Here is a 22,013-nt window from a genome sequence, read left to right as displayed (position 1 = left end):
ACAGCCTATCGAAGGAAGGTTCTGTGGCGACATAGGGCGCACAGGAGGCGCACGATGCGTGTCGCAAGCCCCCTGTGCACCCCTTCCAGGGATTCCCTGCTCAGAACCGTTCACGACGGTTCAGGAGGGTCCTGGACTGTTCAGAGCCGTGCGGGACGGTTTCAGGCGAGACCGAGGCGTTCGGCCGCCGTAGCCGCGTCGACCGGGACGGTGACGGGCTGCGGGGCGCCGGCGACGGCCCAGTCGGGATCCTTCAGACCGTTACCGGTGACGGTGCAGACGATGCGCTGTCCCGGATCGACCTTGCCCTGCTCCGCGGCCTTCAGCAGACCGGCCACCGAGGCCGCGGAGGCGGGCTCCACGAAGACACCCTCCTGAGCGGCCAACATCCGGTAGGCGCGCAGGATCTCACGGTCCGTCACCTCGTCGATGAACCCGCCGGACTCCTCCTTCGCCGCGAGGGCGTACTGCCAGGAGGCGGGGTTTCCGATGCGGATCGCGGTGGCGATGGTCGAGGGGTCCTTGACGACCTCGCCGCGCACGATCGGGGCGCTGCCGGAGGCCTGGAAGCCCCACATCCGGGGAGTCGTGGCGGCGATGCCGTCGGCGGCGTACTCCTTGTACCCCTTCCAGTACGCGGTGATGTTGCCCGCGTTGCCGACCGGGAGGACGTGGATGTCGGGTGCGTCGCCGAGCATGTCCACGATCTCGAAGGCGGCCGTCTTCTGGCCCTCGATGCGCACCGGGTTGACCGAATTGACCAGCGCCACCGGGTAGTTGTCGCTCAGCGCGCGGGCCAGGGTGAGGCAGTCGTCGAAGTTGCCGTCGACCTGGAGGATCTTCGCGCCGTGGATGAGGGCCTGCCCCATCTTGCCGAGCGCGATCTTGCCCTGCGGGACGAGCACCGCGCAGACCATGCCCGCGCGTACGGCGTAGGCGGCGGCGCTCGCCGACGTGTTGCCGGTGGAGGCGCAGATGACCGCCTTCGCGCCCTCCTCCTTGGCCCGCGTGATGGCCATGGTCATGCCGCGGTCCTTGAAGGAACCGGTGGGATTGGCGCCCTCCACCTTGAGGTGGACCTCGCACCCGGTGCGCTCGGAGAGCACCTGCGCGGGCACGAGGGGCGTGCCGCCCTCACGGAGCGACACGACCGGCGTGGTGTCGGAGACGGGCAGCCGGTCCCGGTACTCCTCGATGATTCCGCGCCACTGGTGGGTCATTGCTCGTTACTCTCCTTCAACCCGCATGATGCTGGCGACACCCCGCACGGTGTCGAGCTTGCGCAACGCCTCGACGGTCCCGTTCAGGGCCGCGTCGGACGCACGATGGGTGACGACGACGAGGGAGGCCTCGCCGTCCTTGCCGGTCTGGCGAACCGTATCGATCGAGACCCCGTGTTCCGCGAACACGGTGGCGACCTGGGCGAGAACACCGGGTTTGTCCGCCACGTCGAGGCTGATGTGGTAGCGCGTGACGACCTCGCCCATGTCCGACACGGGGAGGGCGGCGTACGCGGACTCACCGGGTCCGGTCGTGCCGCTGAGCCGGTTGCGGCAGACGGCGACGAGGTCGCCGAGGACGGCGGAGGCGGTGGGGGCACCGCCCGCGCCCGGACCGTAGAACATCAGCTGGCCGGAGGCGTCGGACTCGACGAACACCGCGTTGTACGCGCCGCGCACGGAGGCCAGCGGGTGACTCAGCGGGATCATCGCGGGATGCACGCGCGCGGTGACGGACTGCCCGTCCTCGGCCCGCTCGCAGATGGCGAGCAGTTTGATGGTGCAGCCCATGTTCTTCGCGGAGGCGAAGTCGGCGGCGGTCACCTCGGCCATGCCCTCGCGGTACACGTCGTCGAGACGCACACGCGTGTGGAAGGCGATCCCGGCGAGGATCGCGGCCTTGGCGGCGGCGTCGAAGCCCTCGACGTCGGCGGTCGGGTCGGCTTCCGCGTACCCGAGGGCGGTGGCCTCGTCGAGGGCCTCCTGATAACCGGCCCCCGTGGAGTCCATCTTGTCGAGGATGAAGTTCGTCGTGCCGTTGACGATGCCGAGCACCCGGTTGACCTTGTCGCCGGCGAGGGACTCGCGCAGCGGACGGATCAGCGGGATCGCACCGGCGACGGCGGCCTCGTAATAGAGGTCCTTGCCATGCTGTCCGGCCGCCGCGTGCAGGGCGGCCCCGTCCTGGGCGAGGAGCGCCTTGTTGGCGGAGACGACGGAGGCGCCGTGCTCGAAGGCGGCGGTGATCAGGGACCGGGCGGGCTCGATACCGCCGATGACCTCGACCACGACGTCGATGTCGCCGCGCTTGACGAGGGCGGTGGCGTCGGTGGTGACGAGGGAGGGGTCGATGCCCTCACGGACCTTGGAGGGCCGCCGTACCGCGACCCCCGCGAGCTCGACGGGGGCCCCGATGCGGGCGGCGAGATCGTCGGCGTGCGTCGTCATGATGCGCGCCACCTCTGAGCCGACCACTCCACAGCCCAGCAGCGCCACCTTCAGCGGACGCGTACGCATCATCCGACCTCGTTTCCTCATACCGTCAACGGTGGGACCAGTCTCACTCACCGGACGGGAGTTTCTGCCCCTCGTCCGGATTATGAGACATCTATTTCATTTGTCCGGGGGCGAAAGACCGAAGATCTTCCGTTCCCGCCGGGACAGCTCTGTCGGGGGCTCTGCCGCGGGCTCTGTCGGGCTCGCGCCATGGCCCTTTCGATCCCGCTGCCGTATTCATCCGACGTCGAGCCGCAGGAGGTCCTCCTCCGTCTCGCGGCGGACGATGACACGCGACGCACCGTCGTTGACGGAGACGACCGGCGGGCGCAGGACGTGGTTGTAGTTGCTCGCCATGGACCGGCAGTAGGCGCCCGTCGCCGGTACGGCGATGAGGTCACCCGGTGCCAGGTCGGCGGGCAGGAACGCGTCCTTCACCACGATGTCCCCGCTCTCGCAGTGCTTGCCGACGACACGGGCGAGCATCGGCTCGGCGTCGCTCGTCCTGGACACGAGGGCGACGGTGTACTCGGCGTCGTACAGCGCGGTGCGGATGTTGTCCGACATGCCGCCGTCGACGGAGACGTAGGTGCGCAGCCCGTCGAGCCGCTTGATGGTGCCGACCTCGTAGAGCGTGAAGGCGGTCGGCCCGACGATGGCGCGCCCGGGCTCGACGGAGATCCTCGGGGTCCGCAGCTTGGCGGCCTCGCACTCCCTCGTCACGATCTCGGTGAGCGCCTTGGCGATCTCGTGCGGCTCACGGGGGTCGTCGTCGCTGGTGTAGGCGATGCCGAGTCCTCCGCCGAGGTCGATCTCGGGGAGCTCGACGCCGTGCTCGTCACGGACGTCCTTGAGCAGCCCGACGACCCGGTGCGCGGCGACCTCGAAGCCGGACATGTCGAAGATCTGCGACCCGATGTGGGAGTGGATCCCGATGAGTTCGAGCCCGTCGAGCTTCAGGGCCCGCCGTACGGCCTCGGCGGCCTGCCCGCCGGCGAGCGGAATGCCGAACTTCTGGTCCTCGTGGGCGGTGGCGATGAACTCGTGCGTGTGGGCCTCGACGCCGACGGTGACACGGATCTGGACGCGCTGGCGCTTGCCGAGTCCCTGCGCGATGTGCGCGACGCGCACGATCTCCTGGAAGGAGTCGAGGACGATCCGGCCGACGCCGTTCTCGATCGCCCTGGTGATCTCCTGCGTGGACTTGTTGTTGCCGTGGAAGGCGATGCGCTCGGCGGGCATGCCTGCGGAGAGCGCGGTGGCGAGTTCGCCGCCGGAGCAGACGTCGAGGTTGAGCCCCTCCTCGTGCAGCCAGCGCACGATCGCCCGGGAGAGGAACGCCTTGCCGGCGTAGAAGACGTCGGCCTCGGCCCCGAAGGCACTGCGCCAGGCCCGCGCACGGGCGCGGAAGTCGGCCTCGTCGACGACGTAGGAGGGAGTGCCGTGCTCCTCGGCGAGCGTCTTGACGTCGATGCCGCCGACGGTGACGACACCGTCGCCGTCACGGACGACGGTCTGGGCCCACACCTTGGGGTCGAGGGTGTTGAGGTCGGCGGGCGGCGCGGAGTAGTGCCCCTCGGGAAGGACATCGGCGTGGCGGGGCCCGGCGGGATGTGCGGAACGGCTCATGTTCTCGGGTGGCTTTCTGTGTGCGTCACAGGTGTTCGGGTGCGTCGATGCCGAGCAGGGACAGGCCACCGGCCAGCACCGCCCCGGCGGCTTCGGCGAGCGCGAGCCGGGCACGGTGGGCGGCCGAGGGTTTCTCCGCACCGCGCGGAAGGACGGTGGCGAGGAACGGCAGAACGGCATCGGCGACGGTGACGAGATGCCGGGTGAGCAGGTCGGGGGCACGGTGCGCGGCCGACCGGGCGAGGACGCGGGGGTGATCGGCGAGGGCGCTTTCCAGCGCCCTGGTGCCCTGCGGCCCCTGCGGATCCCGCGGGTCCCACGGGTCCTGTACGGCGGTGTCGGCGCCCTGGGTGTCGCCGGGCTCGGCGTGGAAGCCCAGGTCGGCGGCGTTGCGACGGACGGCCCGGGTGCGGGCGTGGGCGTAACGGACGCGGAAGAGAGGGTTGCTCTCACGCTGGACGAGATGGTCGCCGGTGATACGGGGACGGTCATGGGCGGCGGGATGGAGCAGGGCCCAACGGGCGGCGTCACGGCCGAGCGGGACGGGGTCGAGGCCCGCGGGAACGGGCCGCACGTCCGGCGCCCCGGGGACGCCGTACGCATCGATGCGCGCACCGAGGACACCGACCCACTCGGGCTCGGGCCTGTCGGCACAGGTGGTCCGGACGAGGGCACCCTGGGAACGGAGCATGCGGGCGACGGCGTCGACGACGATGACGGCACGGACGTCGTGAGGCGCGTGAAGTTGAACGAGCCGGTCGCTGGAACGGTCGCTTGCTCGGTCGGAGGACCCGCCGGTGGGGTGGTGGGCGGTGAGCCGGTGGGCGGTGAGCCGGTCGGCGGTAGGCCGGTCGATGGGCCAGTGGATGCTGGGCCGGTCGGCATGGCCGTACCGCTGACCGCACCGCAGGATCTCCCGCACGAGGGCCGCCCCGCTCCCCCGAACGCTGATGTTGAGAAACCCGGGCCCGGTGACGACGACATCGCTGACGCCGTCCGCCGCGGCGAGGTGCCGTCGAATGATCTCAGCGACCCGCAGCGGCGGCTCTCCGGCGGGTCGCGCGAGCTGTAGGGCCACGTTGGTGGCGTAGTCGCCACAGCCACCGGGGCCGGGTGGCGTGACCTTGACCCGCCCCGGCACGGGGACGTCCAGTTCCCCGTCGTCGACAGCACGACGCACCGCGCACAGCACGGTACGGGAGAGCTCGACGGGGGTCACGGGACAAGCGTAGGGGAGGAGGGGGGTGGGTAGGCGAACAGGTTTGGGCGGAGGTCCGCGATGTGGACGGGGGCCGCGAGACGGGGACGGGTCGTTCGGAACCGGTTGCTCTGGGAGCCGGTTGTTCTGGCGATCAGCCGCCGGTGCGACCGACCCGCTCGGTCTCACCACCACCGAGGACACCTCCGACGAGAGGGCTGCCCCCCTCCGCCGCGTCCTGCCCCTCTCCGCCCCGCTCCAACAACTGCCTTACGAGCCGTACGAGTTCGGAAGGTTCGAAGGGCTTTGCGAGAAAGGCGTCGACACCGACGTCAAGGCCGCTGTCGACCTCGTACTGCGTGCAGGCACTGACGATGGCGAGGGGCAGATGAGAGGTCCGGGGGTCGGAACGCAACCGCGCGGCGGTCCGCAGACCGTCCAGCCGAGGCATGACCACATCAAGGGTCACCACATCGGGCTGCACCTGATGCACGACATCCAGACACTCGACACCATCGGCCGCGGTCACGACCTCGAGACCCTCTAGCTCGAGATTGACCCTGATCAACTGCCGGATGACCTTGTTGTCGTCCACAACAAGCACCCGACCCGACGCGCCTGGCACAACTCGAGAGTAGGTGCGGACCGGCCACCGCGTCCGGGTTTTCCCCACTTCCACCCGGACGGGGACGCACCCCCACTCCGACCGCCCGACACCGCCGCGAAACCCGTTCCTGATCACCCGGAGGGAGCTGGTAGTGTTCTACCCGTCGCCGCGAGCCACCAGCTCAACGCCGACACGCCCCCGTAGCTCAGGGGATAGAGCAACGGCCTCCGGAGCCGTGTGCGCAGGTTCGAATCCTGCCGGGGGCACCCCTTCTGAGGTGCCTAAAGACCCCGTCACCAGCGGAAACGCTGAGGCCGGGGTCTTCGCGTATGTGCAGCCGTATGCCGCCCTGAGCGGCCGTATGTCGGGGTCCGTGGACTATTTGTGGACACGATCTTGAGGCATCGTCCCTGGTCACCCCCGGGAACGGCGAAGGCCCCCGGACGGATCCAGGGGCCTGAAGCCTAGCGCGGCGCGGGTGGGGTCACTCGTACTCGCGCAACAGCTCTTCGATCTTGCGGTTGCCGGTCTCCTGCCGACCGTCGATGCACTTCGCGTAGCGGCTCAGCAGGACCTCCACGCTGTTGCCCGCGCGTTCGGCGACCTCGGTTGCGTCGACTCCAGAGTTGAGCCAAGTCGACAGTGCCGAGTGCCGGAGGTCGTACGGGCGGGCGGCGAGCGGGGAGGCGAAAACGGCCGGCGGGAGGGCCAGCGCGCGAGCTTCCTGCCACACACGGAAGTACGTCGACGAGCCGACCACTCCCCCGCGTTCGTTGGTGAAGAGCCGTCCGTCATCGGCCACGCCGAAGGTGTCGATGTGGTCCCGCAGAATCGCGACGAGGTGAGGCGGGATCGGCACGGGCCTGACCTCTTCCACGGGCCGGTTCTTGAGTCCGCGGTCGTCGTGTGTCTCGCCGGAGTCGGTCCACCGCTTGCCGACGCTGGGACGAGTGCTATTCAGCAGTGCCGTTCCCCAGCCTTTTTCCGGCAGCTTGAGGTCTGCCTCTTTGAGACCGACGACTTCAGCCGGACGAAATGCTCCGTAGTACATGCAGGCAAAGAAGCCGACCAGCCGACGACCACGCGCCCGACCGTAGCCACCGATGTAGGAGACCGCGGTCAGGAGAGCCCGAGCCTGTTCGGGGTTGGCGACCACACGGGGATCAACTTCTTTGACGACCTTCGGCTTCTTCCAGCGAATCGAGGTGATCGGGTTCTCTTTGAATTCGCCGAGATCCACCGCGTAGTGCATAGCATTGACGAGGGTCCGCCGCTTGCGCTGTACGGTTTCGGCAGCTGCCGCCGTCCCATCGAGCTTCAGCTTCAGCGAATCCAGCACGGCTCTGGCGGTCGCTGCGTCGCCGAGGTCTGAGAGCGGGCGCGAGGCCTTGACCACCCAGTGCAGCGTGTTCGCGATCTCTGTCGGCAACTCGCGGTCGTCGGGGCCGGGCAGGACGAAGGCCCAGTTCCGGAGAGCCTTCCTGAGCAGCACGTCAGTCGGTCGTCCCGGACGATCGTCGAGAAGAGCCATGGTCACCGCGGTCAGCGACTCGTTGATCCCGTCACGAGTGTTCGGCGCAGCATGCGGCCACTTCATGGCGAGGTACTTCAACGCGTAGGCGTACCAAGTCATCGAGGGCGTCTTTTCGACCATCGAGTCCGGAAGCCCGGTCGTCGTGTCGAATTCCTCGCCGTCCCGCATCGCACGGAGAAGCTTGGAACGGAAGTTGTCGGCGAGACCCTTTGTGCGGAACTGCTCGGGGAACACATTTCCAGCGACAACCCACCTGACGTCATAGGACGGTTTCTTGGTATTCCTCTTCCGTACGCCCCAAACCTTTACATCGAGCGACTTCATGCCGCCGCCCTTTCCTGGCTATTCAGCCAGGCCGTGAAGTCACTCCGCCACACCCTCAGTTCACCGTTCGGCAACTTGAATGCCTGCGGAGCCTGCCCCAGTTCGCGCCAGCGGTAGAAGGTCCGGCGTGAGATGCCCTTGAGTTCAGCGAGGATCTCCGGAACGGTCATCAGCTCGTCTTTCACGTCGGTTCTCCTTCCGGACGCAGATCTGCAAGTGCTTGGCGTGCGGTTTCGCGGTTGCGTTGGATGTCGCGGGCGATGGTGGCGGCGAGGGCGGATTCGCCGGGGGTGTGGCCGTGTCCGGCGTACTGCCAGTCAGTCAGGACAAGGACGGTGTCCGGCTCGGTGTCGTCGAGGCCGCGGGATTGGCGCTCTTGGGCGGCGCGGTAGTCGGCGCGGGTCTGGCGCAGCGCGCCAAGGGTGGTCGAGTACTGGCGGGACTTGGAGCTGAAGTGGCCGCGGAAGCCGAGCATGTGCGCCCAGTTGAGGAGCTTGCGGTCGGGGTAGAGGGCGTGCAGGTCGAGGCAGGCTTCGATCAGGCGCCGGGGGTGGTCCGGGATGCCGAGGAGTTCCAGGACCTCTTTGTTGCCGACCCGGCGATCAACTGTGCCGGTCGTCTCTGCCGCCTTGGTGGCGTACTTGGCGACGTAGGAGGCGACGGCCTGTTCGGTCAGCTCGGAGCCGTCACCGAAGGCTTTGACGGGTCGGATGTCGAGCTGTCGGCCCCACCGGAAGGTGCGGGCGGGCTGGTCGCCGGAGGCGGGCACGCTGACGCTGGTGTAGGAGTGCCGGACGGCGGCGCGGGTCGCGTCGGTGAGCAGGCCGACCGAGGCCCACGAGGGCGGAGCCGACTCGGGTCCGTCGGGTCCGTCGAGGCGGATCACGGCGTGGAAGTGGACGGCGCCGCGCTTCTGAAACTCGGCCACCTTGCCGTAGGAGACCCGGCAGACCTCGGCGAGTTCGCGTTGGGTGAGTCCGGCCCGCCGTGCGATCTCGCGGCGCAGCCGATTGGCGAAGCGCATCCACAGCTCGCTCGCGTGGTTGTTGAAGAGCACCGCGCCCGCGTAGTCGTAGGTCGCCGGGTCCAGGGCGGTGCCGAGGGCGGGATCGTCGGGGGTGTGCCGTGCCCCGCAACGACAGGCACCGCGGTCGGGCCGGTTGTGGACCGGGCCGAACGAGGGTGCGGTGAGGGTGGCGAAGACCCGGGAGTGATCCCGGACCGAGCCGGGGATGTCGCGGCGGTCGTCGCCGACGAGCCCGGCACGGATCAGGTGGTAGGTGTCGCCCGCGTAGGTCCAGGCGCAGGCGGGGCAGCGGGAGGCGCGGCGGTTGCCGCAGGCGATGCGCAGACGGCCGCCGGGCTCGCCGTCGGTGCTGTAGCGGTGCAGGAGTTCGCCGGTCGTCTTGTCCTTGTGGAGGGTCCAGCCGGTCAGGTGGATGGGGTCGGAGCAGCCACCGGTACGGCGGATCTGGTCTTGCCAGCGGTCGAAGCCCGGGGACCCGGCCACTCGCAGTGTGTCGGCGAGGGTGGCCGGGTCCAGGCCCGCGAAGGTCGCGGTGTCGGTCATGCGCGGCCCCCGGTGAACCGGACGGCGGCGAGCGGGATGGCGCCGTGGCCGTGGCAGGCCGGGCAGTCGACGGTGATCGTGCGCAGGTGACCGCGGTGGTCACGGCCGCCGGAGGTGACGGCGGCGGAGGCGAAGCCGTGGCAGTTCGGGCAGATCCGCGCCTGGGCGTGCGGGGCCGGGGTGTGGCCGGTCATGATGGGAGTTCCTTCCGGATCTTTGGTTCGGACAGGGACGGCGCCCGGAGCGGACGAGACTTGGCGGTTGACGCCGCTCCGGGGGCCGGTCAGCGTCGGGTGTCGCTGGCGAGGATCGAGCGGATGACCAGGGCACACACGGCGACCGAGGCACCCGTGATGGCGACTGCGAGCAGCATCGAGACCAGGACGGCGCCGACCACGAGGACGACCGCGGTGCCCATTCCGGCGACGGCGACGACGGCGCCGGGGGTGAGCTGGACCGTGGGCCGCGAGGAGACCGGAGCCATCGGCGCGGGCGGCATGGTCGGGGTGCCGGGGGTGATGCTGGTCGGCTGGATTACGGCGGGCGGGGTGCTCAGCCCGGTCGGGGTCGGGTTGACGGGGACCTTGGGTCGGATCATGGCGGGGTCTCCTTACTTGGTTGCGGTGTCGATGGCGGGGGCCAGGAAGCTGTCGGCGAGGAGGTAGCCGCCGATCAGCAGGACGACCACGAGCCACCAGGGCGGGCGCAGGAGCTTGACGCCGACCACGCCCAGGCAGGCAATGAAGAACCACAGCGGCACGGACATGAGCTGATCTCCTTCGGGTCTCAGCGGACGGGGCAGCGGTGGCCGCGGGCGGCGACCATGGCGGCCTCGTAGGAGTCGTAGGCGGACGACCACCCGCAGTCCTCGGACTCGCAGGCGGCGACGTACTTCATCTCGCCGGTCCGCTGGTCGGGTCCGCCGCCGATCGCGACGGTGCCCACGCGGTGCATCTCGTTCCAGATCTGATAGATCCCCATGGGTGAACTTCCTTTCTTTTCAGGTGAGTTGAGCGGCGATGGCGTCCGCCATGGGGGCGGGGACACCGAGGCGGGCGCGCAGGGTGTCGGTGTCGATCGGTGAGCCGGTCCGGGCCTGGTGATCGTCGGCGACCTTCCGGGCGTGAGCCACCAGCGCGGCAGGCACCGGCGGGGCCGGGGCCGGGGCAGCGGCGGGCAGGGCCGGAGCCGCTTCGCCAGCGGCGAGCGGGGCAGCCTGCTGCGGAGCCGAGGCCGGGGCGGGTTCGCGGTCCATTTCAGGTGCGGGGGCCGGGGCTGCGGGCGCCGGCGGAACCGGCACCCGGTCCCCGGCAGTGGTCGGCGAGTGGGCCAGGAGTGTGCCGCCGAGGAAGGCCAGAGCGGGCCATCCGGCGACACCGAGGCGGAGCAGGGCGGGCGGCTGGTCGAGGTCGAGGAATCCAGCGGTGGCGACGTTGGCGCCGAGCGAGGCGACCAGGGCGATCAGGAACCAGCACCAGGCCAGCCGGGAGGGACCATCCGAGCGCAGCCGACGCCAGGCAGCCACTAGGAGCAGATCGACGCTGATCGGGTAGGCCCAGGCTTTCCAGCCGGTCTGTCCGGCGGCGGCGGCGAGGTCGTGCAGGTGGGCGAAGGACAAGGCTCCGGCGATCACGGCCTGGATCAGGACGGCATCCGGGCGTATCGAGCGGGTCATGTCTTCACCTCCTTCAGGGGTGTTGGGCCAGGACGGGGCGGGGATCAGGTGTCCGGCCGCCCCGTCCCGGCGGGTTCAGTCGGTGGCGGCGTGGCCGGAGCCGAGACAGGCCAGGCACAAGCCGGTCTGCTGACCAACCGCGCGCTGCTTGCGGCCGACGCGGACCGTGCGGGAGACCTCACCGGTCCCCTTGCAGGTCGAGCACTTCACCGGCTCCGGCTTGGCAGTGCGGCGGCGGGTGGTCGGCTTCTTCGCGGCGGTCACGGGGTCCACCCCTCGCCGGGGTACTCCGGACCGTCGGTGGGGTCGTAGCCGGGCGGGAACAGGCCGGGCGGGGGCTCCGGCAGCGACGCGGCCAGGCACGGGCCGACGGTCTCGATGAACGCCTGGTCGGCGTCGGCGCCGAGGGTGTCGGCGTACAGGGCCAGGGCGCCCAGCAGGATCACGGTGCGGTGGAAGTCCTCGCAGTTGTCACACACGGGAGGCGTTCCTCCTTCAGGCATGGGACGGGTAGGGACCCGGCGCGAAGCGGTCGCGCCGACCGTGGAACAGGGGAGGGCGTTCAGGCGGCTTCGGTCACCGCGGGCGCCTCGACGGGGGCGAGGTCGTGCAGCGGGCGGAAGCGGGCCAACTCCGGGAGATCCGGGGCCAGATGCGCGTGCTTGTTGCAGGCGGCGACGGCTTGGCGCATGGTCGTGTGCGGGGTGCGGATGCGGACCCATTCGCCCGTGGAGTAGCCGACCACGGCCATCCCCCGGCGGCTGTTGGGGATCTGAGTGGCGGCGAACACCGCGTGCGGGGAGATGTCCCCGAACGCCATCTTCGCCGTCGATTCATCGTTGACGCGGTGCACCATCCGCCCGGTGAGCTGGGCACGGAGCATGGTGATGCCATCGCCGAGCTCGGAGCCGAAGCGCTGCCCGTAGATGTCGAGGAAGATGCCCGCGGCGCGTCCGAGCTGGGCGAGGCGGACCAGTGCCTTGACGATCCGGTCGCGGCGCGGGTCGTTCTTCTTGGTGCTGAGCGCGAGTTCGGCGATCTCGTCGATGGTGACCACGATCGGAATCGGGCGCAGGTCCTCGGGCAGGTCCCAGATGTTCGCGGCGATCTCCCCGTCGGGGGTGTCGGCGCTGATCCGCTGTTCGCGGCGGATCGTGTCGTAGGTGACCTCCATCCGGGCCACGAGGGCTTCCAGCAGCTCCATGGCATCGTCGGGGTTGTCGGCGAGGGCGGAGAAGCGGCGGGCGAACGGCCCCAGTTCGATCTTCTTGCAGTCGATGCCGACCAGCGCGACCGGCTGCGCGGCGAGTTCTTTGATCACGGTGCGCTGGGTGACCGACTTGCCGGACTGGGTGGCACCGACCGTGATCGCGTGGGGCACTTCGCGGTAGTCGCGGTAGTGCACCGCCCCGTCTTCCACCAGCGCGAGCGGGATCTTCAACAGGCCGCGGTCGGTGATGGCGGGCATCTGTACCCGCTTGAGGACGTCATAGCCGGTCAGCGCGATCTCGATGACACCGGGCTTGATCTCGCGGGAGGTGACCTGATGGACGGCGAAGGAGTGGCGCAGCCGGTCGGAGGCGGCGGCGAACTCGAACGCATCCTGGCCGGGCCACAGCCGGATCCGCAGCCGGAGGCCGGTCCGGGTCGGGCGGATCCACAACAGACGCGGCACCCGCTGCTGCGGGACCGGCTTCTTCATCCAGCGGGCCAGCGCCCGACGCATCCGCGAGGCAGGCACCGTCAGACGGCAGGCCTCCATCACGGCCGCGTAGCGGAACGCCACCCGCAGGATCGCGAGGGTGACGCCGAAGCTCAGCCAGTACCAGACCGGGCGGCGCCACTTCAGCAGCAGCGCCACACCGACCAGGACCGCGAGCGCGATCACTAACAGCTTGAGCATGCTCAAGCCGCCTTCGGCTTCGACGCAGCGGCGGCGAGCGAGGTGACGGCGACCGCACGGAACGCGATCCCGTGCCGCTTCTGGCCGTTGAACTCGTTCTCCCACGGCCGGGCGATCAGGCCGGTCAGCGCGACCGGGGTACCCATCGCCAGCTCACCGGTGATACCCGGCTCGGGGACAGTGATCGTGAGGATCTCGACGTCACCGTTGGCCGCGAACATCACGTTCACGGTCATCAGCGTCGCGCCGGTCTCGGTGTCCATGGCGATCTCGCCCGTCCGGCGGTCCTTGATCTTCGGCTCGGGGGCCTGGGCCACCATCACGGTGGCGCCGGAGGTCTCGACGGGAATCTGACGCATGATGGAGTCTCCCTGTTGGGACGGACCCCGGGCTGCGTTGTGATCTTGGCGGATGGCACGCAGACCGGGGTTTGCTGTTTCGACACCACCGAAGCTACTCGCAGAAAAACTGCGAGTCAACAGAAAAACTGCGACTAGTAGAGGAAGTCCGAGTCTGCGACACTGAGTGCGACGACAAGGAGGATGAAATGGCCAACTTCGGGCTTTTTGTTCGCTTCACCCTGCGTGACGGTGCGGGCGAGGCGTTTGACGCATTGATCCGGGAGACTGCTGAAGGGATCCGGGCTCACGAGCCCGGCACGCTGGTCTATGCCTGTCATGAGGTCGAGGGCGCACCCAATGAGCGGATCTTCTACGAGCTGTACGCGGATCACGCCGCCTTCGAGGAGCACGAGCGCCAGCCCCACACGCGCCACTTCCTCGCCGAGCGCTCCAAGTACGTCGAGAAGACCGAGGTTGACCGCCTTCAGCCGTACTCAGGGAAGTACCCCACCGGAGTCGAGAAGTGACGACTTCTGAAACCAAGACTCTTGGCCAGAGGGTGAAGGAGCTGCGCCGCGCCGCAGGCATGTCGCAGAGTGACCTTGCTGCCGCGATGGGGCGTTCTGAGAGCTGGGTGTCACAGGTCGAGAGAGGCGTACAGCCCGTCGAGCGGCTGTCAGTCCTACAAGCTCTCGCCGATGCACTCAACGTGCCCGTACGCGAACTGCACCTAGATGCTGCACCCGTCGACGATGCGAAACCGGAAGAGCAGACGACGAGCAACGACCTGGATGGTCTGCGGGTAGCTCTCACCGGTCATCCAGCACTCGGTAGCCTCTTCCACCAACCGCCGGCCGAACCGGCGCCATCGCTTGCCGACTTCCATCAGCAAGTGGACGAGGCATGGACCCTCGTGCACGCATCGAGGTATGCGGCGTTGAGCGATCACCTCGCCAAGCTGCTCCCAAGCATCGAGGCCGCGGTGCGCCGCGCACCAGCAGCCGATCGCTCAGAACTCCATGCCCTACGCGCCAAGACGTACCAGGTGGCCGCAGCGAGCTTCACCCGGCAAGATCAGGCGGATGCGGCGTGGGTCGCGGCCGACCGAGCACTGCAAGCGGCTGAGCTTGCGGGCCAACCACTGGAAGTCGTCGCGAGCCTCTTTCGTATGGCCCACGCGTTCATGCGGCAGCAGCACATGGAGCAAGCGGAGCAAGCTGCGAACTCCGCAGCAACCGTCATGGCTCCGAGGGCAGAGGCCTCAACGTGCCCGCCCGAAGAACTGTCGCTGTTCGGCGCAATGAACCTCGTTCTCGCAGTGATCAACGCGAGGGAGGGCAACCGAGGGCGGACCCATGAGTACATCGACCGAGCGCGAGGCATCGCAGCGCGGTTGGGCGGGGACCGCAACGACTTCGACACGGAGTTCGGGCCGACGAACGTCGAGATCCATGCTGTGAGTACGGCAGTGGAGTTGGGAGATGCAGGGCTTGCCCTGGAGGTAGCCCAGCAGGTTGACGCCTCAGGCCTTTCGCCCGAGAGGCAGTCACGTTTCCTGCTTGACGTGGCGCGAGCTCACGCGCAGCGGCGACACGTCGGCGAGGCCACAGCCGCACTCCTGGAGGCCGAAGCTCAGGCGCCCGAGCAGATCCACGATCACCACTTGGCCCGCGAGTTGATCCGCGATTTGATCCAGCTCTCAGACCCTCGCGTCCCCGAATCGCTGCGCACCTTGGCCGAGCGGAGCGCGGTGATCTAGGCCCCCCGGTCTCGCGGTGGAAGTTTCCCTACTTCATCAAGGCTCGCTCCGCTCGCGGCCGTCTTGCTCCGGCCGCGAGCACCAACCGCCCCATGAACTGGGATCTTGCTCCGGTGATGCAGGGCACGCCCACGGGGAACCGCCGCCGCGATCCGGCCTAGGGATGGAAGGCCCAGCAGCACCCGTAGGACCCATAAGGCGCACGAGCACGAGACACCCCATCAAGACCATGAGACCCGAGCCGCCCAACAGAGTCGGGATCGATCCAAGAGGACCGAGGGGCCGCGCACGCGCGGCGGCGCCGGTCGGTCGCCGCCGCGCCGCCTCTATGTCTCCGCCACCGGCCGCGCACCGTCGCCCGCCCGTCGCCACCAGCAGCGGCCAAGAACCCAGCACCGGGCCATGAGGTACAGGGGATTGCCGCACACCAGGCCAACGACGCGTTGGGTTACCGAGGAGGCCGGATCGCGGCGGCGGTTCCCCGCGGTCTACCTCGCTACCGGGGTCGTTGCCGCGTGGCTGGGGCGGTCGGCTCCGCGACTTTAGCCAGCCACTTTGGGGGGAGCCTCGAAGATCATGGCCCCAACGTCGTGCTTTAACGGGCAGGTCCACAGACTGCCCGACGCGCCGGAAGCTTACGGGGCCATGATCACTCCCCCCAAAGCAGCTCCCGGCCAAAGTCGCTACGCCGACCTACGTACGACGACTAGCTCTCGTGAGCCCATTTTGGGCAACGTTTCCGCAAAGAGCTGAAGCCGCGAGTCCGCCCACTGCTACGCTCCGTGACCTGTGGTCAGCGTAGCGACGGAGCGTAGCAGTGGGCGGACTGATGCAGGAGCCCTCATGATCACACTCTGTATCCGCTGCATTCATTCATTCGGCGCAATCCGCTGATCGGTACCTGAATGGCGGCGGCCGGAGGTTGAGGGGCAGAAGGCTGCGGCTAGCCTGCGCACTCTTCGAGGGTTTCGCCAGACGACCGCAGCGTGGCGAAACCCGGCCGATGGTCAGATCGCGTACCAGTTACGGCGTGGAAGACGTTTGCTGGCGTCCAGCGGGCGATGGCATCAAAGGCGGCAGGCAGATAGGTGGCTACGGCAGTTGGGACGTGAAAGCGTCGGACCAACTCGGCGACCTCGGCAGCGCCGAAAGCAGATGTCAGAGTCAGCAGTTCTACACCCACGGCAACGTCGAGCTCGTCCAGGTCCACCATGACCTCGGCAGAGAACTCCACTGTCCGAGCGACAGCCCTGTCACTTAGCGTGACGTATGCGGCGTCCGCGTCGGGGTCCAACTCGACAACGATCGTCGGCTCCTGCTTCATCGACCCTCCCAGGCTACGCTCTTGATCGTCTTGTCTGCTCCAGGGCTACTGTCGGGAACAACCCACACCTTGAGTATGTCACCGTTGAGGCCGGGGCCTCTATATCGGATGCTCGGTTCGGGTGTAGCTAGCCGTTGTACGTAGTTGTGCAGAGCGTTCTCGACATCAGCTCTGGTGACGTTGCGCTGGATCATTCGTCGTTGCGCGTGGCGAGTGTAGGTGAGCCTCATCAGCTGACGTCCTGCGGGGTAGCTCCAGACACCTCCACCTCGAAGGACAGTCCTTGCTGCTCCTCGCCGTCTACCTCGATCCTCCAGTGGTAGACACCAGCTACCGCGATAGGGACTGTGAGATTGATAGCCAGGGGGACTCCAACGAAACCTTCGTGGGGCTTCGCATCGAGAGGGCGAGTCAAGGTTGACTCAAAGCGCAGATGTACGCCCTCAGGAGGTCTCAAACTGACGCCAACGTTGGCTTGTTCCTGCCCCTCTGGGAGCAGCAGGCGAAGGGCCAGCCCCATGGATTGGTAGGTCGGGAGCGTCGATACACGAACGTGATCGAAGCCTGCACCAACGATGGTGAACAAGCCCGCAGCATCCACGCGTGTGTACTCCGCCAACAGCGCGTATTGCAGTCGAGCCAAGGCCATCCTCCAGTCAAGGACCGCAATGATCATGGGACTGAGTTGCTCAGCCGACTGCCCACCCTATGGGGAAACGAAGGGGCAGGGCAGAAGTTCCTCGATCTGACGCGCCTCAGTCTCGTGAGGTGTTAAGCCAGGCATCTCGATCGGTGACCACGAGCTCGTAACGTGCAGTGAGATGGCGCGCACTGATCGAAGAGGCCCGTTACAACACGAGAGGACGTTGACATCAGTGCCTGACATCAACGTCGACAGACAAGGGCAGACAGTGGCGCCTTCGTACGACTATCGTGACAGGCTGGCGACGTGCCTCACCTGGGCCTTCGCCTCTGTTACGAGAACGGGATGATGACGCTGAGCTGACCGCCCCCCTGTCAGCAGCCCGCGAGTATGAGTCGCCGCAACTGGCGCTGGGGGTCAGGCAGGCCTACCGCGTCGATGTGCGTCTCGGCAGCTCGTTGCGCAGCGGCAGGCGAAACGGATCCCGTCTGAAAACCGCAAGGGCAGGTCACGTGAGCTGTGTGGAGAGAACGGCGGCCGTGAGGGGACTCGACGTATTCCGCCTCATAGTGGACTGAATGTGTCTTCATCTCCCCAGTCTGAACCACATATCTCCTTGATCGTTCCGGAGCTTCGCAGCGCCATCAAAAGTCGCGCACTTCTCCGTGGACTATCCGTGGACAAGCCAGACCCGCTTGAGTGACCGCGCGGCTCTGACCAGCCACTCATCGTGAAACTGCCGGGGCCTCCGGAGCCGTGTGCGCAGGTTCGAATCCTGCCGGGGGCACTCCGGGAAAAACTCCCGACCTGCAGAACTACAGGTCGGGAGTTTTTGCGTTCACGCCAAAACGCACACGGCCTGGCGGGTCGTTGCCGTTTAGTCTGGAATCTATTGTTCCGCTTCGAGCGACGGGGGCGAGCCCGGCCGCCGTGGCGGCGTGAAGGCGTAGAGGTCGAGAATGGCGGGCCGAGGAGCAATGCCGGGGCCTCCCGCCCTTACCCACGCGGCGATGTCCTCGGTCGCGTCCAGGTCGTTGACGAGGCCGAGCCAGACAGGTCGGGCGCCGACGGCGCGTGCTTCGGCGGACGGCTGGACGACGATCACGTTGGCCTGGTCGCACACATCGAGGCAGGCAGAGATGCGCACGGGCGCGATCTCGGCGAGGCGGGCGGTCTGTGCTGCGTGATCGACTCCGCTCACCTTCAGGCTGCCGCAGCAGCAGTCCCGGCATACGACGAGCCGACACGGTACGGGCTCAGGCGGGCCGTCTTTCCTCGCCTCTGCGGAGTTCCTGGGCATGACGTGGCGCCTTCCTCTCCTGGTGAGACCCAAGGGGGTGCCGGGTATCAGGTGGGCGGGTTTGACGGCTCAGCGGCGCGGCGCAGGTAGCGGATGACCGGGTGGCCGGGTTCGTGGGTGACGTCTGCGTGGACGCCGTAGACCTCTGCGATGAGCGACGGGGTCAATACGTCAGACGGAGTGCCTTCCGTGACGGCTCGACCGGCCGCGAGTACGAGGAGGCGGTCGCAGTACATCGAGGCGAGGTTGAGGTCGTGCAGGGCGATGACTGTGGTGACGGGCAGGGCCGCGATCAGGTCGAGGAGTTCGAGCTGGTGCTGGATGTCGAGGTGGTTGGTCGGCTCGTCGAGGAGGAGTTCGCGGGGTTCCTGGGCAAGGGCGCGGGCGATCTGGGTGCGCTGGCGTTCGCCGCCGGACAGGGTGTGCCAGGTCTGGTCGGCTCGGTCGGTGAGCCCGGCGCGTTCCAGGGCTTCGGCGACTGCCCGGGTGTCGGTGGCAGAGGTGGCCGACCAGGCGCGGCGGTGGGGTACGCGGCCCAGGGCGACGACGTCACGGACGGTCAGTTCGGTCTGGGTATCTGCATGTTGTCCGACGGTGGCGATGCGGCGGGCGGCGGCGCGGCGGCCCATCCGGGGCAGCGGGCGGCCGTCCAGGGTGACAACCCCGATGGTGGGCGCGAGTACGCCCGCGAGCAGCCGTAGCAGAGTTGACTTGCCGGAGCCGTTGGGGCCGAGCAGTCCGATCGTCTCGCCGGGCTGGGGAGCGAGGGTGACGCCGTCGACGATGAGGCGGCCGTCGGCGTGGCGGCTGACGCGATCGGCGCGAAGGCCGTGGGCGGACAGGCCGCGGTTCGGAGTGGGGCCGTTCATGTCCGCCGCCGCCCTCGGTAGAGGATCGCCACGAATGCCGGTACGCCGATGAGGGACGTCACCACACCCACCGGGACCTCCTGGGGGTCGAGGACAGTACGGGCGAGGGTGTCCACCCACACCAGGAAGACGGCGCCGGTCAGCGCCGTGACCGGCAGCAGGCGGGCGTGGCCGGACCCCGTGAGGGCGCGGGTGGCGTGCGGCAGGACCAGGCCGACGAAGCCGATCGCCCCGGCGCAGCTGACCAGGGCGGCGGTGAGCAGCGCGGTGGCGCAGAGCAGGATCAGCCGGGTGCGGGCCACGTGGACGCCGAGTGATGCCGCGGCCTCCTCGCCGAAGGCGAACGCGTCCAGTGTGCGGGCGTGCCCGAGGCAGATCACCAGGACCGCGGCCAGGACGACGGCGCAGAGCAGCACCTGGCCCCAGTCGGCGCCGGTGAGCGAGCCCAGCAGCCAGAACAACACACCGCGGGTGGTCTCGGCGTCGGCGGAGGTCAGCACGATGAACGAGGTCAGCGCCGAGAACAACTGCATGATGGCAACGCCGGACAGGACGACCCGGTCCGTGCTGCCGCCGAGGGTGTGGCTGAGCAGCAGCACCAGGGCGAAGGAGACCAGCGCGCCGAGGAACGCTCCCGCCGACAGGGACACCACTCCCCCACCCACACCCAGTACCACCACGGCGACCGCTCCCGTGGAGGCGCCGGAGGAGACACCCAGCACGAACGGGTCGGCCAGCGGGTTGCGCAGCAGGGACTGCATGACCGCCCCGCACACCGCGAGTCCGGCCCCGCACACCGCGGCCAGCAGGGTGCGGGGCATCCGCAGGTTCCACACGATCCCGTCCCGAAGCGGCGCCAACGTGCCCTCGCCGAGGCCGAGATGAGAAGCGACGGACGCCCAGACGTCCCCCGTGGAGATGTCGGCCGGCCCGATCGTCACCGCGACGGCGACAGAAGCGAGCAGCGCGGACAGACCCCCGCCGGTCAACAGCAGGGCGCGCAGGCTCACTTGGCGAGTCCGAAGTCGCGCAGTCCGGCGGCGACCTTCTCGATCCCCTCGACCGTGCGGATGGACGGGTTCATCGCCTGCCCGCTGAGCAGGACGTACCGCTTCTTCTTCACGGCGGTCAGGTTGCGGGTGGCGGGGTTGGTCTCCAGGAAACGGATCTTGGCGGCGGCGGTCTCGGCGGTCTGCTGCTTGCGGGTCAGGTCGCCGATGACGATGACGTCGGGGTCGCGGTCGGCGACGGTCTCCCAGCTGATCTGGGGCCATTCGTCGTGGGTGTCGGCGAAGGCGTTCTTCGCGCCGACGGCACGGGTGATGGCACCGGGGGCGCCGCAGCAGCCGGCGAGGTAGGGCGACTGGGAGTTGGCGAACCAGTACATGAGGGAGACACCGGAGGCATCCAGCCCCGAAGTGGCCGTGCGCACCCGCTCCTTCAGCTGGGCGACAACCTTGTCGCCGCGCGCGTCGACGCCGAACGCGCGGGCCAGGTCGCGTATCTCGCCGTACACGGCATCCAGGGTGAGGGGCTTGCTGCGCGATCCGTCGCCGCCGCTGTCGTTGTCCTTGCCCGCCGAGCAGTCAGAGGGCGAGACGTACGTCGGGACGCCCAGCTTCTCGAACTGCTCGCGGGTGGCGACCCCGCCCTTGCCGAGGGTGGAGACGAACGACGCGGTGACGAAGTCGGGTTCGGCGTCCAGGACCTTCTCGAAGGAGGGGTTGTTGTCGGCGAGCCGCGGTACGGACGCGTCGGCCTTCTCCAGCCCCTTCATCACCGGGTCGGTCCAGGTCGCCGTACCTGCCATGCGGTCGGCCAGGCCCAGGGAGAGCAGGATCTCCGTGGTGCCCTGGTTGAGGGAGACGGCCCGCTTCGGGGCCGACTTCAGGGTGACCTTGTGGCCGCAGTTTTCGAGAGTCACCCGGTAGCCGGCGACGGCGGACGGCTCGGCGTCCTCGGTGCCACCTCCGGAGCTGCCGCAGGCCGTGAGCAGCAGGGCGGGAGCGAGCAGAAAGACAGCGGGGCGGAGGGCGGTGCGGAGCATGGGCGTGCCTCAGGGGTCGGGGCTCGTACGCGGAGCCTGGCCTACGGACGTCCCTCCGCACACGGAGCGCGGAGGTGCCAGCAGGTCTTCGGACTCGGGTTCGTCCGGACAGGGCGCCTTCCCGGTCTCCCAGTGGCGTTGTGTGCCCCGCCCGTCCCCCTCACCGCTGCGCGTCAGTTCCGGGTTCGCACCGGATTCCCTGGCCTCGGATGTGGCTCGACTGGCCCGCTGAGGCTATCAAGATCGCCCTATCGTCAGGTCGTGTGATCGGTCACGGGGTATGGGACGAACGTGTTCGCGTTCTCGTCGCTCCGCAGCGCACGGCTCAGGGGCGGTGCGGCGCGCTGGGGGCAGTCGAGGCGTTCCGAGACGCGGCAGCGCAGGACGGACTTGACCTGGTTGGCGGGCCTCACCTCGCGCCGTTCGTTCCTCCCCGACGAGACGTCCGTCGCCCTGCGGACCTGGCCTTGCTCGTGGGGCTTCTTCGACGGGGAGCGTCGCCGTCACTGTCCCCGTCCTGGAGCAGCCTGAGAAGGTCCTGGGAGTCCGTTTCCGCGGCGGCCGGCACGGTGTCCAGGCTTTCCTGTCCCCCGGCGGACGGGTCCTGGTCGTCCGCCGGGGGCGGTGCCGGACGGAGCCGGGCCCCACCACCGGCCGTCGATTCCCCTGTCAACGGTCATGGTGGCGAGTTCGCCGAACTGTACGGGCCGTGGTTCGGTGAACAGGTCGGCGTGGTTCAGGTAGTTGGCCCACACGCGGGTCCAGCCCCGGACGGCTGGGTGCCGGTCCAGGCGT

General features: G+C 68.5%; 27 protein-coding genes, 1 tRNA gene and 1 riboswitch. Of the genes, 3 read left to right on the top strand and 25 right to left on the bottom strand.

From position 1 onward, the window contains the following. Positions 1-161: 161 nt before the first annotated feature. The 5 genes from thrC to ACZ48Z_RS29400 all read right to left on the bottom strand — a co-directional run bounded on the left by thrC (position 162) and on the right by ACZ48Z_RS29400 (position 5,995). Entirely contained in the window at positions 162-1,220 is a 1,059-nt protein-coding gene (gene thrC / locus ACZ48Z_RS29420) for a threonine synthase (protein WP_468738903.1), read from the bottom strand. Between the two features lie 6 nt (positions 1,221-1,226). Then, positions 1,227-2,519, bottom strand: coding sequence for a homoserine dehydrogenase (locus tag ACZ48Z_RS29415; RefSeq protein WP_468739009.1), 1,293 nt, complete (start codon positions 2,517-2,519; stop codon positions 1,227-1,229). Positions 2,520-2,732: 213 nt separating this feature from the next. Then, positions 2,733-4,124: a diaminopimelate decarboxylase gene (gene lysA, locus ACZ48Z_RS29410; protein WP_468738902.1), complete on the bottom strand. Its 1,392-nt coding sequence runs from the start codon at positions 4,122-4,124 to the stop codon at positions 2,733-2,735. 25 nt (positions 4,125-4,149) lie between these two features. After that, positions 4,150-5,343: an ArgS-related anticodon-binding protein NrtL gene (nrtL, locus tag ACZ48Z_RS29405; protein WP_468738901.1), complete on the bottom strand. Its 1,194-nt coding sequence runs from the start codon at positions 5,341-5,343 to the stop codon at positions 4,150-4,152. A 133-nt stretch (positions 5,344-5,476) separates the two neighbouring features. Further along, positions 5,477-5,995 (bottom strand): response regulator, encoded by a 519-nt coding sequence (locus ACZ48Z_RS29400; protein ID WP_468739008.1) that lies wholly within the window; start codon positions 5,993-5,995, stop codon positions 5,477-5,479. Positions 5,996-6,123: 128 nt separating this feature from the next. On the opposite strand from ACZ48Z_RS29400, the gene ACZ48Z_RS29395 reads away from it, so the two are divergent. Continuing rightward, positions 6,124-6,195, top strand: a tRNA-Arg gene (locus ACZ48Z_RS29395). Between the two features lie 218 nt (positions 6,196-6,413). Here the strand turns inward: ACZ48Z_RS29395 and ACZ48Z_RS29390 are convergent. From ACZ48Z_RS29390 to ACZ48Z_RS29335, 12 genes are all read right to left on the bottom strand, one after another. Next, positions 6,414-7,787, bottom strand: coding sequence for a tyrosine-type recombinase/integrase (locus tag ACZ48Z_RS29390; RefSeq protein ID WP_468738900.1), 1,374 nt, complete (start codon positions 7,785-7,787; stop codon positions 6,414-6,416). Next, positions 7,784-7,957 carry a helix-turn-helix transcriptional regulator gene (locus tag ACZ48Z_RS29385; protein WP_468739007.1) on the bottom strand — a complete coding sequence of 58 codons (174 nt, stop codon included), beginning with the start codon at positions 7,955-7,957 and terminating at the stop codon, positions 7,784-7,786. Before ACZ48Z_RS29385 ends, ACZ48Z_RS29390 begins: the two co-directional genes overlap by 4 nt. An 11-nt stretch (positions 7,958-7,968) precedes the next feature. After that, complete coding sequence (gene repSA, locus ACZ48Z_RS29380; RefSeq protein ID WP_468738899.1) at positions 7,969-9,357, bottom strand: replication initiator protein RepSA; 1,389 nt, start codon at positions 9,355-9,357, stop codon at positions 7,969-7,971. Beyond that, positions 9,354-9,551, bottom strand: coding sequence for a hypothetical protein (locus tag ACZ48Z_RS29375; protein WP_468738898.1), 198 nt, complete (start codon positions 9,549-9,551; stop codon positions 9,354-9,356). Before ACZ48Z_RS29375 ends, repSA begins: the two co-directional genes overlap by 4 nt. 89 nt (positions 9,552-9,640) lie before the next feature. Beyond that, entirely contained in the window at positions 9,641-9,955 is a 315-nt protein-coding gene (locus tag ACZ48Z_RS29370; RefSeq protein WP_468738897.1) for a SpdD-like protein, read from the bottom strand. Positions 9,956-9,967: 12 nt separating this feature from the next. Next, on the bottom strand, positions 9,968-10,123 hold the full coding sequence (locus tag ACZ48Z_RS29365) for a hypothetical protein (protein ID WP_468738896.1): 156 nt from the start codon (positions 10,121-10,123) through the stop codon (positions 9,968-9,970). 20 nt (positions 10,124-10,143) lie between these two features. Then, a complete protein-coding gene (locus ACZ48Z_RS29360) occupies positions 10,144-10,338 on the bottom strand; it encodes a mobile element transfer protein (RefSeq protein ID WP_468738895.1) in 195 nt (64 codons plus the stop codon). 19 nt (positions 10,339-10,357) lie between these two features. Then, a complete protein-coding gene (locus ACZ48Z_RS29355; RefSeq protein ID WP_468738894.1) occupies positions 10,358-11,032 on the bottom strand; it encodes a DUF2637 domain-containing protein in 675 nt (224 codons plus the stop codon). A gap of 75 nt (positions 11,033-11,107) precedes the next feature. Beyond that, entirely contained in the window at positions 11,108-11,296 is a 189-nt protein-coding gene (locus ACZ48Z_RS29350; protein ID WP_468738893.1) for a hypothetical protein, read from the bottom strand. After that, entirely contained in the window at positions 11,293-11,511 is a 219-nt protein-coding gene (locus ACZ48Z_RS29345; RefSeq protein WP_468738892.1) for a hypothetical protein, read from the bottom strand. The genes ACZ48Z_RS29350 and ACZ48Z_RS29345 overlap by 4 nt, the downstream gene beginning before the upstream one ends. A gap of 83 nt (positions 11,512-11,594) precedes the next feature. Then, complete coding sequence (locus ACZ48Z_RS29340) at positions 11,595-12,935, bottom strand: FtsK/SpoIIIE domain-containing protein (protein WP_468738891.1); 1,341 nt, start codon at positions 12,933-12,935, stop codon at positions 11,595-11,597. A gap of 2 nt (positions 12,936-12,937) precedes the next feature. Next, positions 12,938-13,294 (bottom strand): SCO3933 family regulatory protein, encoded by a 357-nt coding sequence (locus ACZ48Z_RS29335; RefSeq protein WP_468738890.1) that lies wholly within the window; start codon positions 13,292-13,294, stop codon positions 12,938-12,940. Between the two features lie 188 nt (positions 13,295-13,482). Between ACZ48Z_RS29335 and ACZ48Z_RS29330 the strand changes: the two genes are divergently transcribed. Both ACZ48Z_RS29330 and ACZ48Z_RS29325 read left to right on the top strand, forming a co-directional pair. Then, positions 13,483-13,803, top strand: coding sequence for a putative quinol monooxygenase (locus ACZ48Z_RS29330; protein WP_468738889.1), 321 nt, complete (start codon positions 13,483-13,485; stop codon positions 13,801-13,803). After that, positions 13,800-15,035, top strand: coding sequence for a helix-turn-helix domain-containing protein (locus tag ACZ48Z_RS29325; RefSeq protein WP_468738888.1), 1,236 nt, complete (start codon positions 13,800-13,802; stop codon positions 15,033-15,035). The genes ACZ48Z_RS29330 and ACZ48Z_RS29325 overlap by 4 nt, the downstream gene beginning before the upstream one ends. Before the next feature lie 943 nt (positions 15,036-15,978). Here the strand turns inward: ACZ48Z_RS29325 and ACZ48Z_RS29320 are convergent. The 8 genes from ACZ48Z_RS29320 to ACZ48Z_RS29285 form a co-directional block, all read right to left on the bottom strand. Then, complete coding sequence (locus ACZ48Z_RS29320) at positions 15,979-16,359, bottom strand: DUF2283 domain-containing protein (RefSeq protein WP_468738887.1); 381 nt, start codon at positions 16,357-16,359, stop codon at positions 15,979-15,981. After that, entirely contained in the window at positions 16,356-16,589 is a 234-nt protein-coding gene (locus ACZ48Z_RS29315; protein WP_468738886.1) for a DUF4258 domain-containing protein, read from the bottom strand. Before ACZ48Z_RS29315 ends, ACZ48Z_RS29320 begins: the two co-directional genes overlap by 4 nt. Next, the gene (locus ACZ48Z_RS29310) at positions 16,589-17,035 is read right to left on the bottom strand and encodes a DUF6941 family protein (protein WP_468738885.1); all 447 of its coding nucleotides are present in this window, start codon (positions 17,033-17,035) and stop codon (positions 16,589-16,591) included. The genes ACZ48Z_RS29315 and ACZ48Z_RS29310 overlap by 1 nt, the downstream gene beginning before the upstream one ends. Positions 17,036-17,891: 856 nt before the next feature. Beyond that, positions 17,892-18,302, bottom strand: coding sequence for a (2Fe-2S) ferredoxin domain-containing protein (locus ACZ48Z_RS29305; RefSeq protein WP_468738884.1), 411 nt, complete (start codon positions 18,300-18,302; stop codon positions 17,892-17,894). A gap of 47 nt (positions 18,303-18,349) precedes the next feature. Then, positions 18,350-19,171, bottom strand: coding sequence for an ABC transporter ATP-binding protein (locus ACZ48Z_RS29300; RefSeq protein WP_468738883.1), 822 nt, complete (start codon positions 19,169-19,171; stop codon positions 18,350-18,352). Then, entirely contained in the window at positions 19,168-20,181 is a 1,014-nt protein-coding gene (locus tag ACZ48Z_RS29295) for a FecCD family ABC transporter permease (RefSeq protein WP_468738882.1), read from the bottom strand. Before ACZ48Z_RS29295 ends, ACZ48Z_RS29300 begins: the two co-directional genes overlap by 4 nt. Beyond that, positions 20,178-21,218: an ABC transporter substrate-binding protein gene (locus tag ACZ48Z_RS29290; protein WP_468738881.1), complete on the bottom strand. Its 1,041-nt coding sequence runs from the start codon at positions 21,216-21,218 to the stop codon at positions 20,178-20,180. Before ACZ48Z_RS29290 ends, ACZ48Z_RS29295 begins: the two co-directional genes overlap by 4 nt. 62 nt (positions 21,219-21,280) lie before the next feature. Continuing rightward, positions 21,281-21,458, bottom strand: a riboswitch (cobalamin riboswitch). 14 nt (positions 21,459-21,472) lie between these two features. Then, positions 21,473-21,631 carry a short-chain fatty acyl-CoA regulator family protein gene (locus ACZ48Z_RS29285; RefSeq protein ID WP_468738880.1) on the bottom strand — a complete coding sequence of 53 codons (159 nt, stop codon included), beginning with the start codon at positions 21,629-21,631 and terminating at the stop codon, positions 21,473-21,475. Positions 21,632-22,013 lie beyond the last annotated feature (382 nt).

The sequence above is a fragment of the Streptomyces sp. NPDC031225 genome (assembly GCF_055570355.1).
The sequence above is the reverse complement of the archived record's forward strand: the minus strand, read 5'-3'. Positions and strand labels throughout refer to the sequence as shown.

What these genes read in the sequence shown, in the direction of transcription:
- thrC (WP_468738903.1), bottom strand. Translation starts at nt 1,220, where the DNA reads ATGACCCACCAGTGGCGCGGAATCATCGAGGAGTACCGGGACCGGCTG.
- ACZ48Z_RS29415 (WP_468739009.1), bottom strand. Translation starts at nt 2,519, where the DNA reads ATGATGCGTACGCGTCCGCTGAAGGTGGCGCTGCTGGGCTGTGGAGTG.
- lysA (WP_468738902.1), bottom strand. Translation starts at nt 4,124, where the DNA reads ATGAGCCGTTCCGCACATCCCGCCGGGCCCCGCCACGCCGATGTCCTT.
- ACZ48Z_RS29390 (WP_468738900.1), bottom strand. Translation starts at nt 7,787, where the DNA reads ATGAAGTCGCTCGATGTAAAGGTTTGGGGCGTACGGAAGAGGAATACC.
- ACZ48Z_RS29385 (WP_468739007.1), bottom strand. Translation starts at nt 7,957, where the DNA reads ATGACCGTTCCGGAGATCCTCGCTGAACTCAAGGGCATCTCACGCCGG.
- repSA (WP_468738899.1), bottom strand. Translation starts at nt 9,357, where the DNA reads ATGACCGACACCGCGACCTTCGCGGGCCTGGACCCGGCCACCCTCGCC.
- ACZ48Z_RS29375 (WP_468738898.1), bottom strand. Translation starts at nt 9,551, where the DNA reads ATGACCGGCCACACCCCGGCCCCGCACGCCCAGGCGCGGATCTGCCCG.
- ACZ48Z_RS29370 (WP_468738897.1), bottom strand. Translation starts at nt 9,955, where the DNA reads ATGATCCGACCCAAGGTCCCCGTCAACCCGACCCCGACCGGGCTGAGC.
- ACZ48Z_RS29365 (WP_468738896.1), bottom strand. Translation starts at nt 10,123, where the DNA reads ATGTCCGTGCCGCTGTGGTTCTTCATTGCCTGCCTGGGCGTGGTCGGC.
- ACZ48Z_RS29360 (WP_468738895.1), bottom strand. Translation starts at nt 10,338, where the DNA reads ATGGGGATCTATCAGATCTGGAACGAGATGCACCGCGTGGGCACCGTC.
- ACZ48Z_RS29355 (WP_468738894.1), bottom strand. Translation starts at nt 11,032, where the DNA reads ATGACCCGCTCGATACGCCCGGATGCCGTCCTGATCCAGGCCGTGATC.
- ACZ48Z_RS29340 (WP_468738891.1), bottom strand. Translation starts at nt 12,935, where the DNA reads ATGCTCAAGCTGTTAGTGATCGCGCTCGCGGTCCTGGTCGGTGTGGCG.
- ACZ48Z_RS29335 (WP_468738890.1), bottom strand. Translation starts at nt 13,294, where the DNA reads ATGCGTCAGATTCCCGTCGAGACCTCCGGCGCCACCGTGATGGTGGCC.
- ACZ48Z_RS29330 (WP_468738889.1), top strand. Translation starts at nt 13,483, where the DNA reads ATGGCCAACTTCGGGCTTTTTGTTCGCTTCACCCTGCGTGACGGTGCG.
- ACZ48Z_RS29320 (WP_468738887.1), bottom strand. Translation starts at nt 16,359, where the DNA reads ATGAAGCAGGAGCCGACGATCGTTGTCGAGTTGGACCCCGACGCGGAC.
- ACZ48Z_RS29315 (WP_468738886.1), bottom strand. Translation starts at nt 16,589, where the DNA reads ATGAGGCTCACCTACACTCGCCACGCGCAACGACGAATGATCCAGCGC.
- ACZ48Z_RS29310 (WP_468738885.1), bottom strand. Translation starts at nt 17,035, where the DNA reads ATGATCATTGCGGTCCTTGACTGGAGGATGGCCTTGGCTCGACTGCAA.
- ACZ48Z_RS29305 (WP_468738884.1), bottom strand. Translation starts at nt 18,302, where the DNA reads ATGCCCAGGAACTCCGCAGAGGCGAGGAAAGACGGCCCGCCTGAGCCC.
- ACZ48Z_RS29300 (WP_468738883.1), bottom strand. Translation starts at nt 19,171, where the DNA reads ATGAACGGCCCCACTCCGAACCGCGGCCTGTCCGCCCACGGCCTTCGC.
- ACZ48Z_RS29290 (WP_468738881.1), bottom strand. Translation starts at nt 21,218, where the DNA reads ATGCTCCGCACCGCCCTCCGCCCCGCTGTCTTTCTGCTCGCTCCCGCC.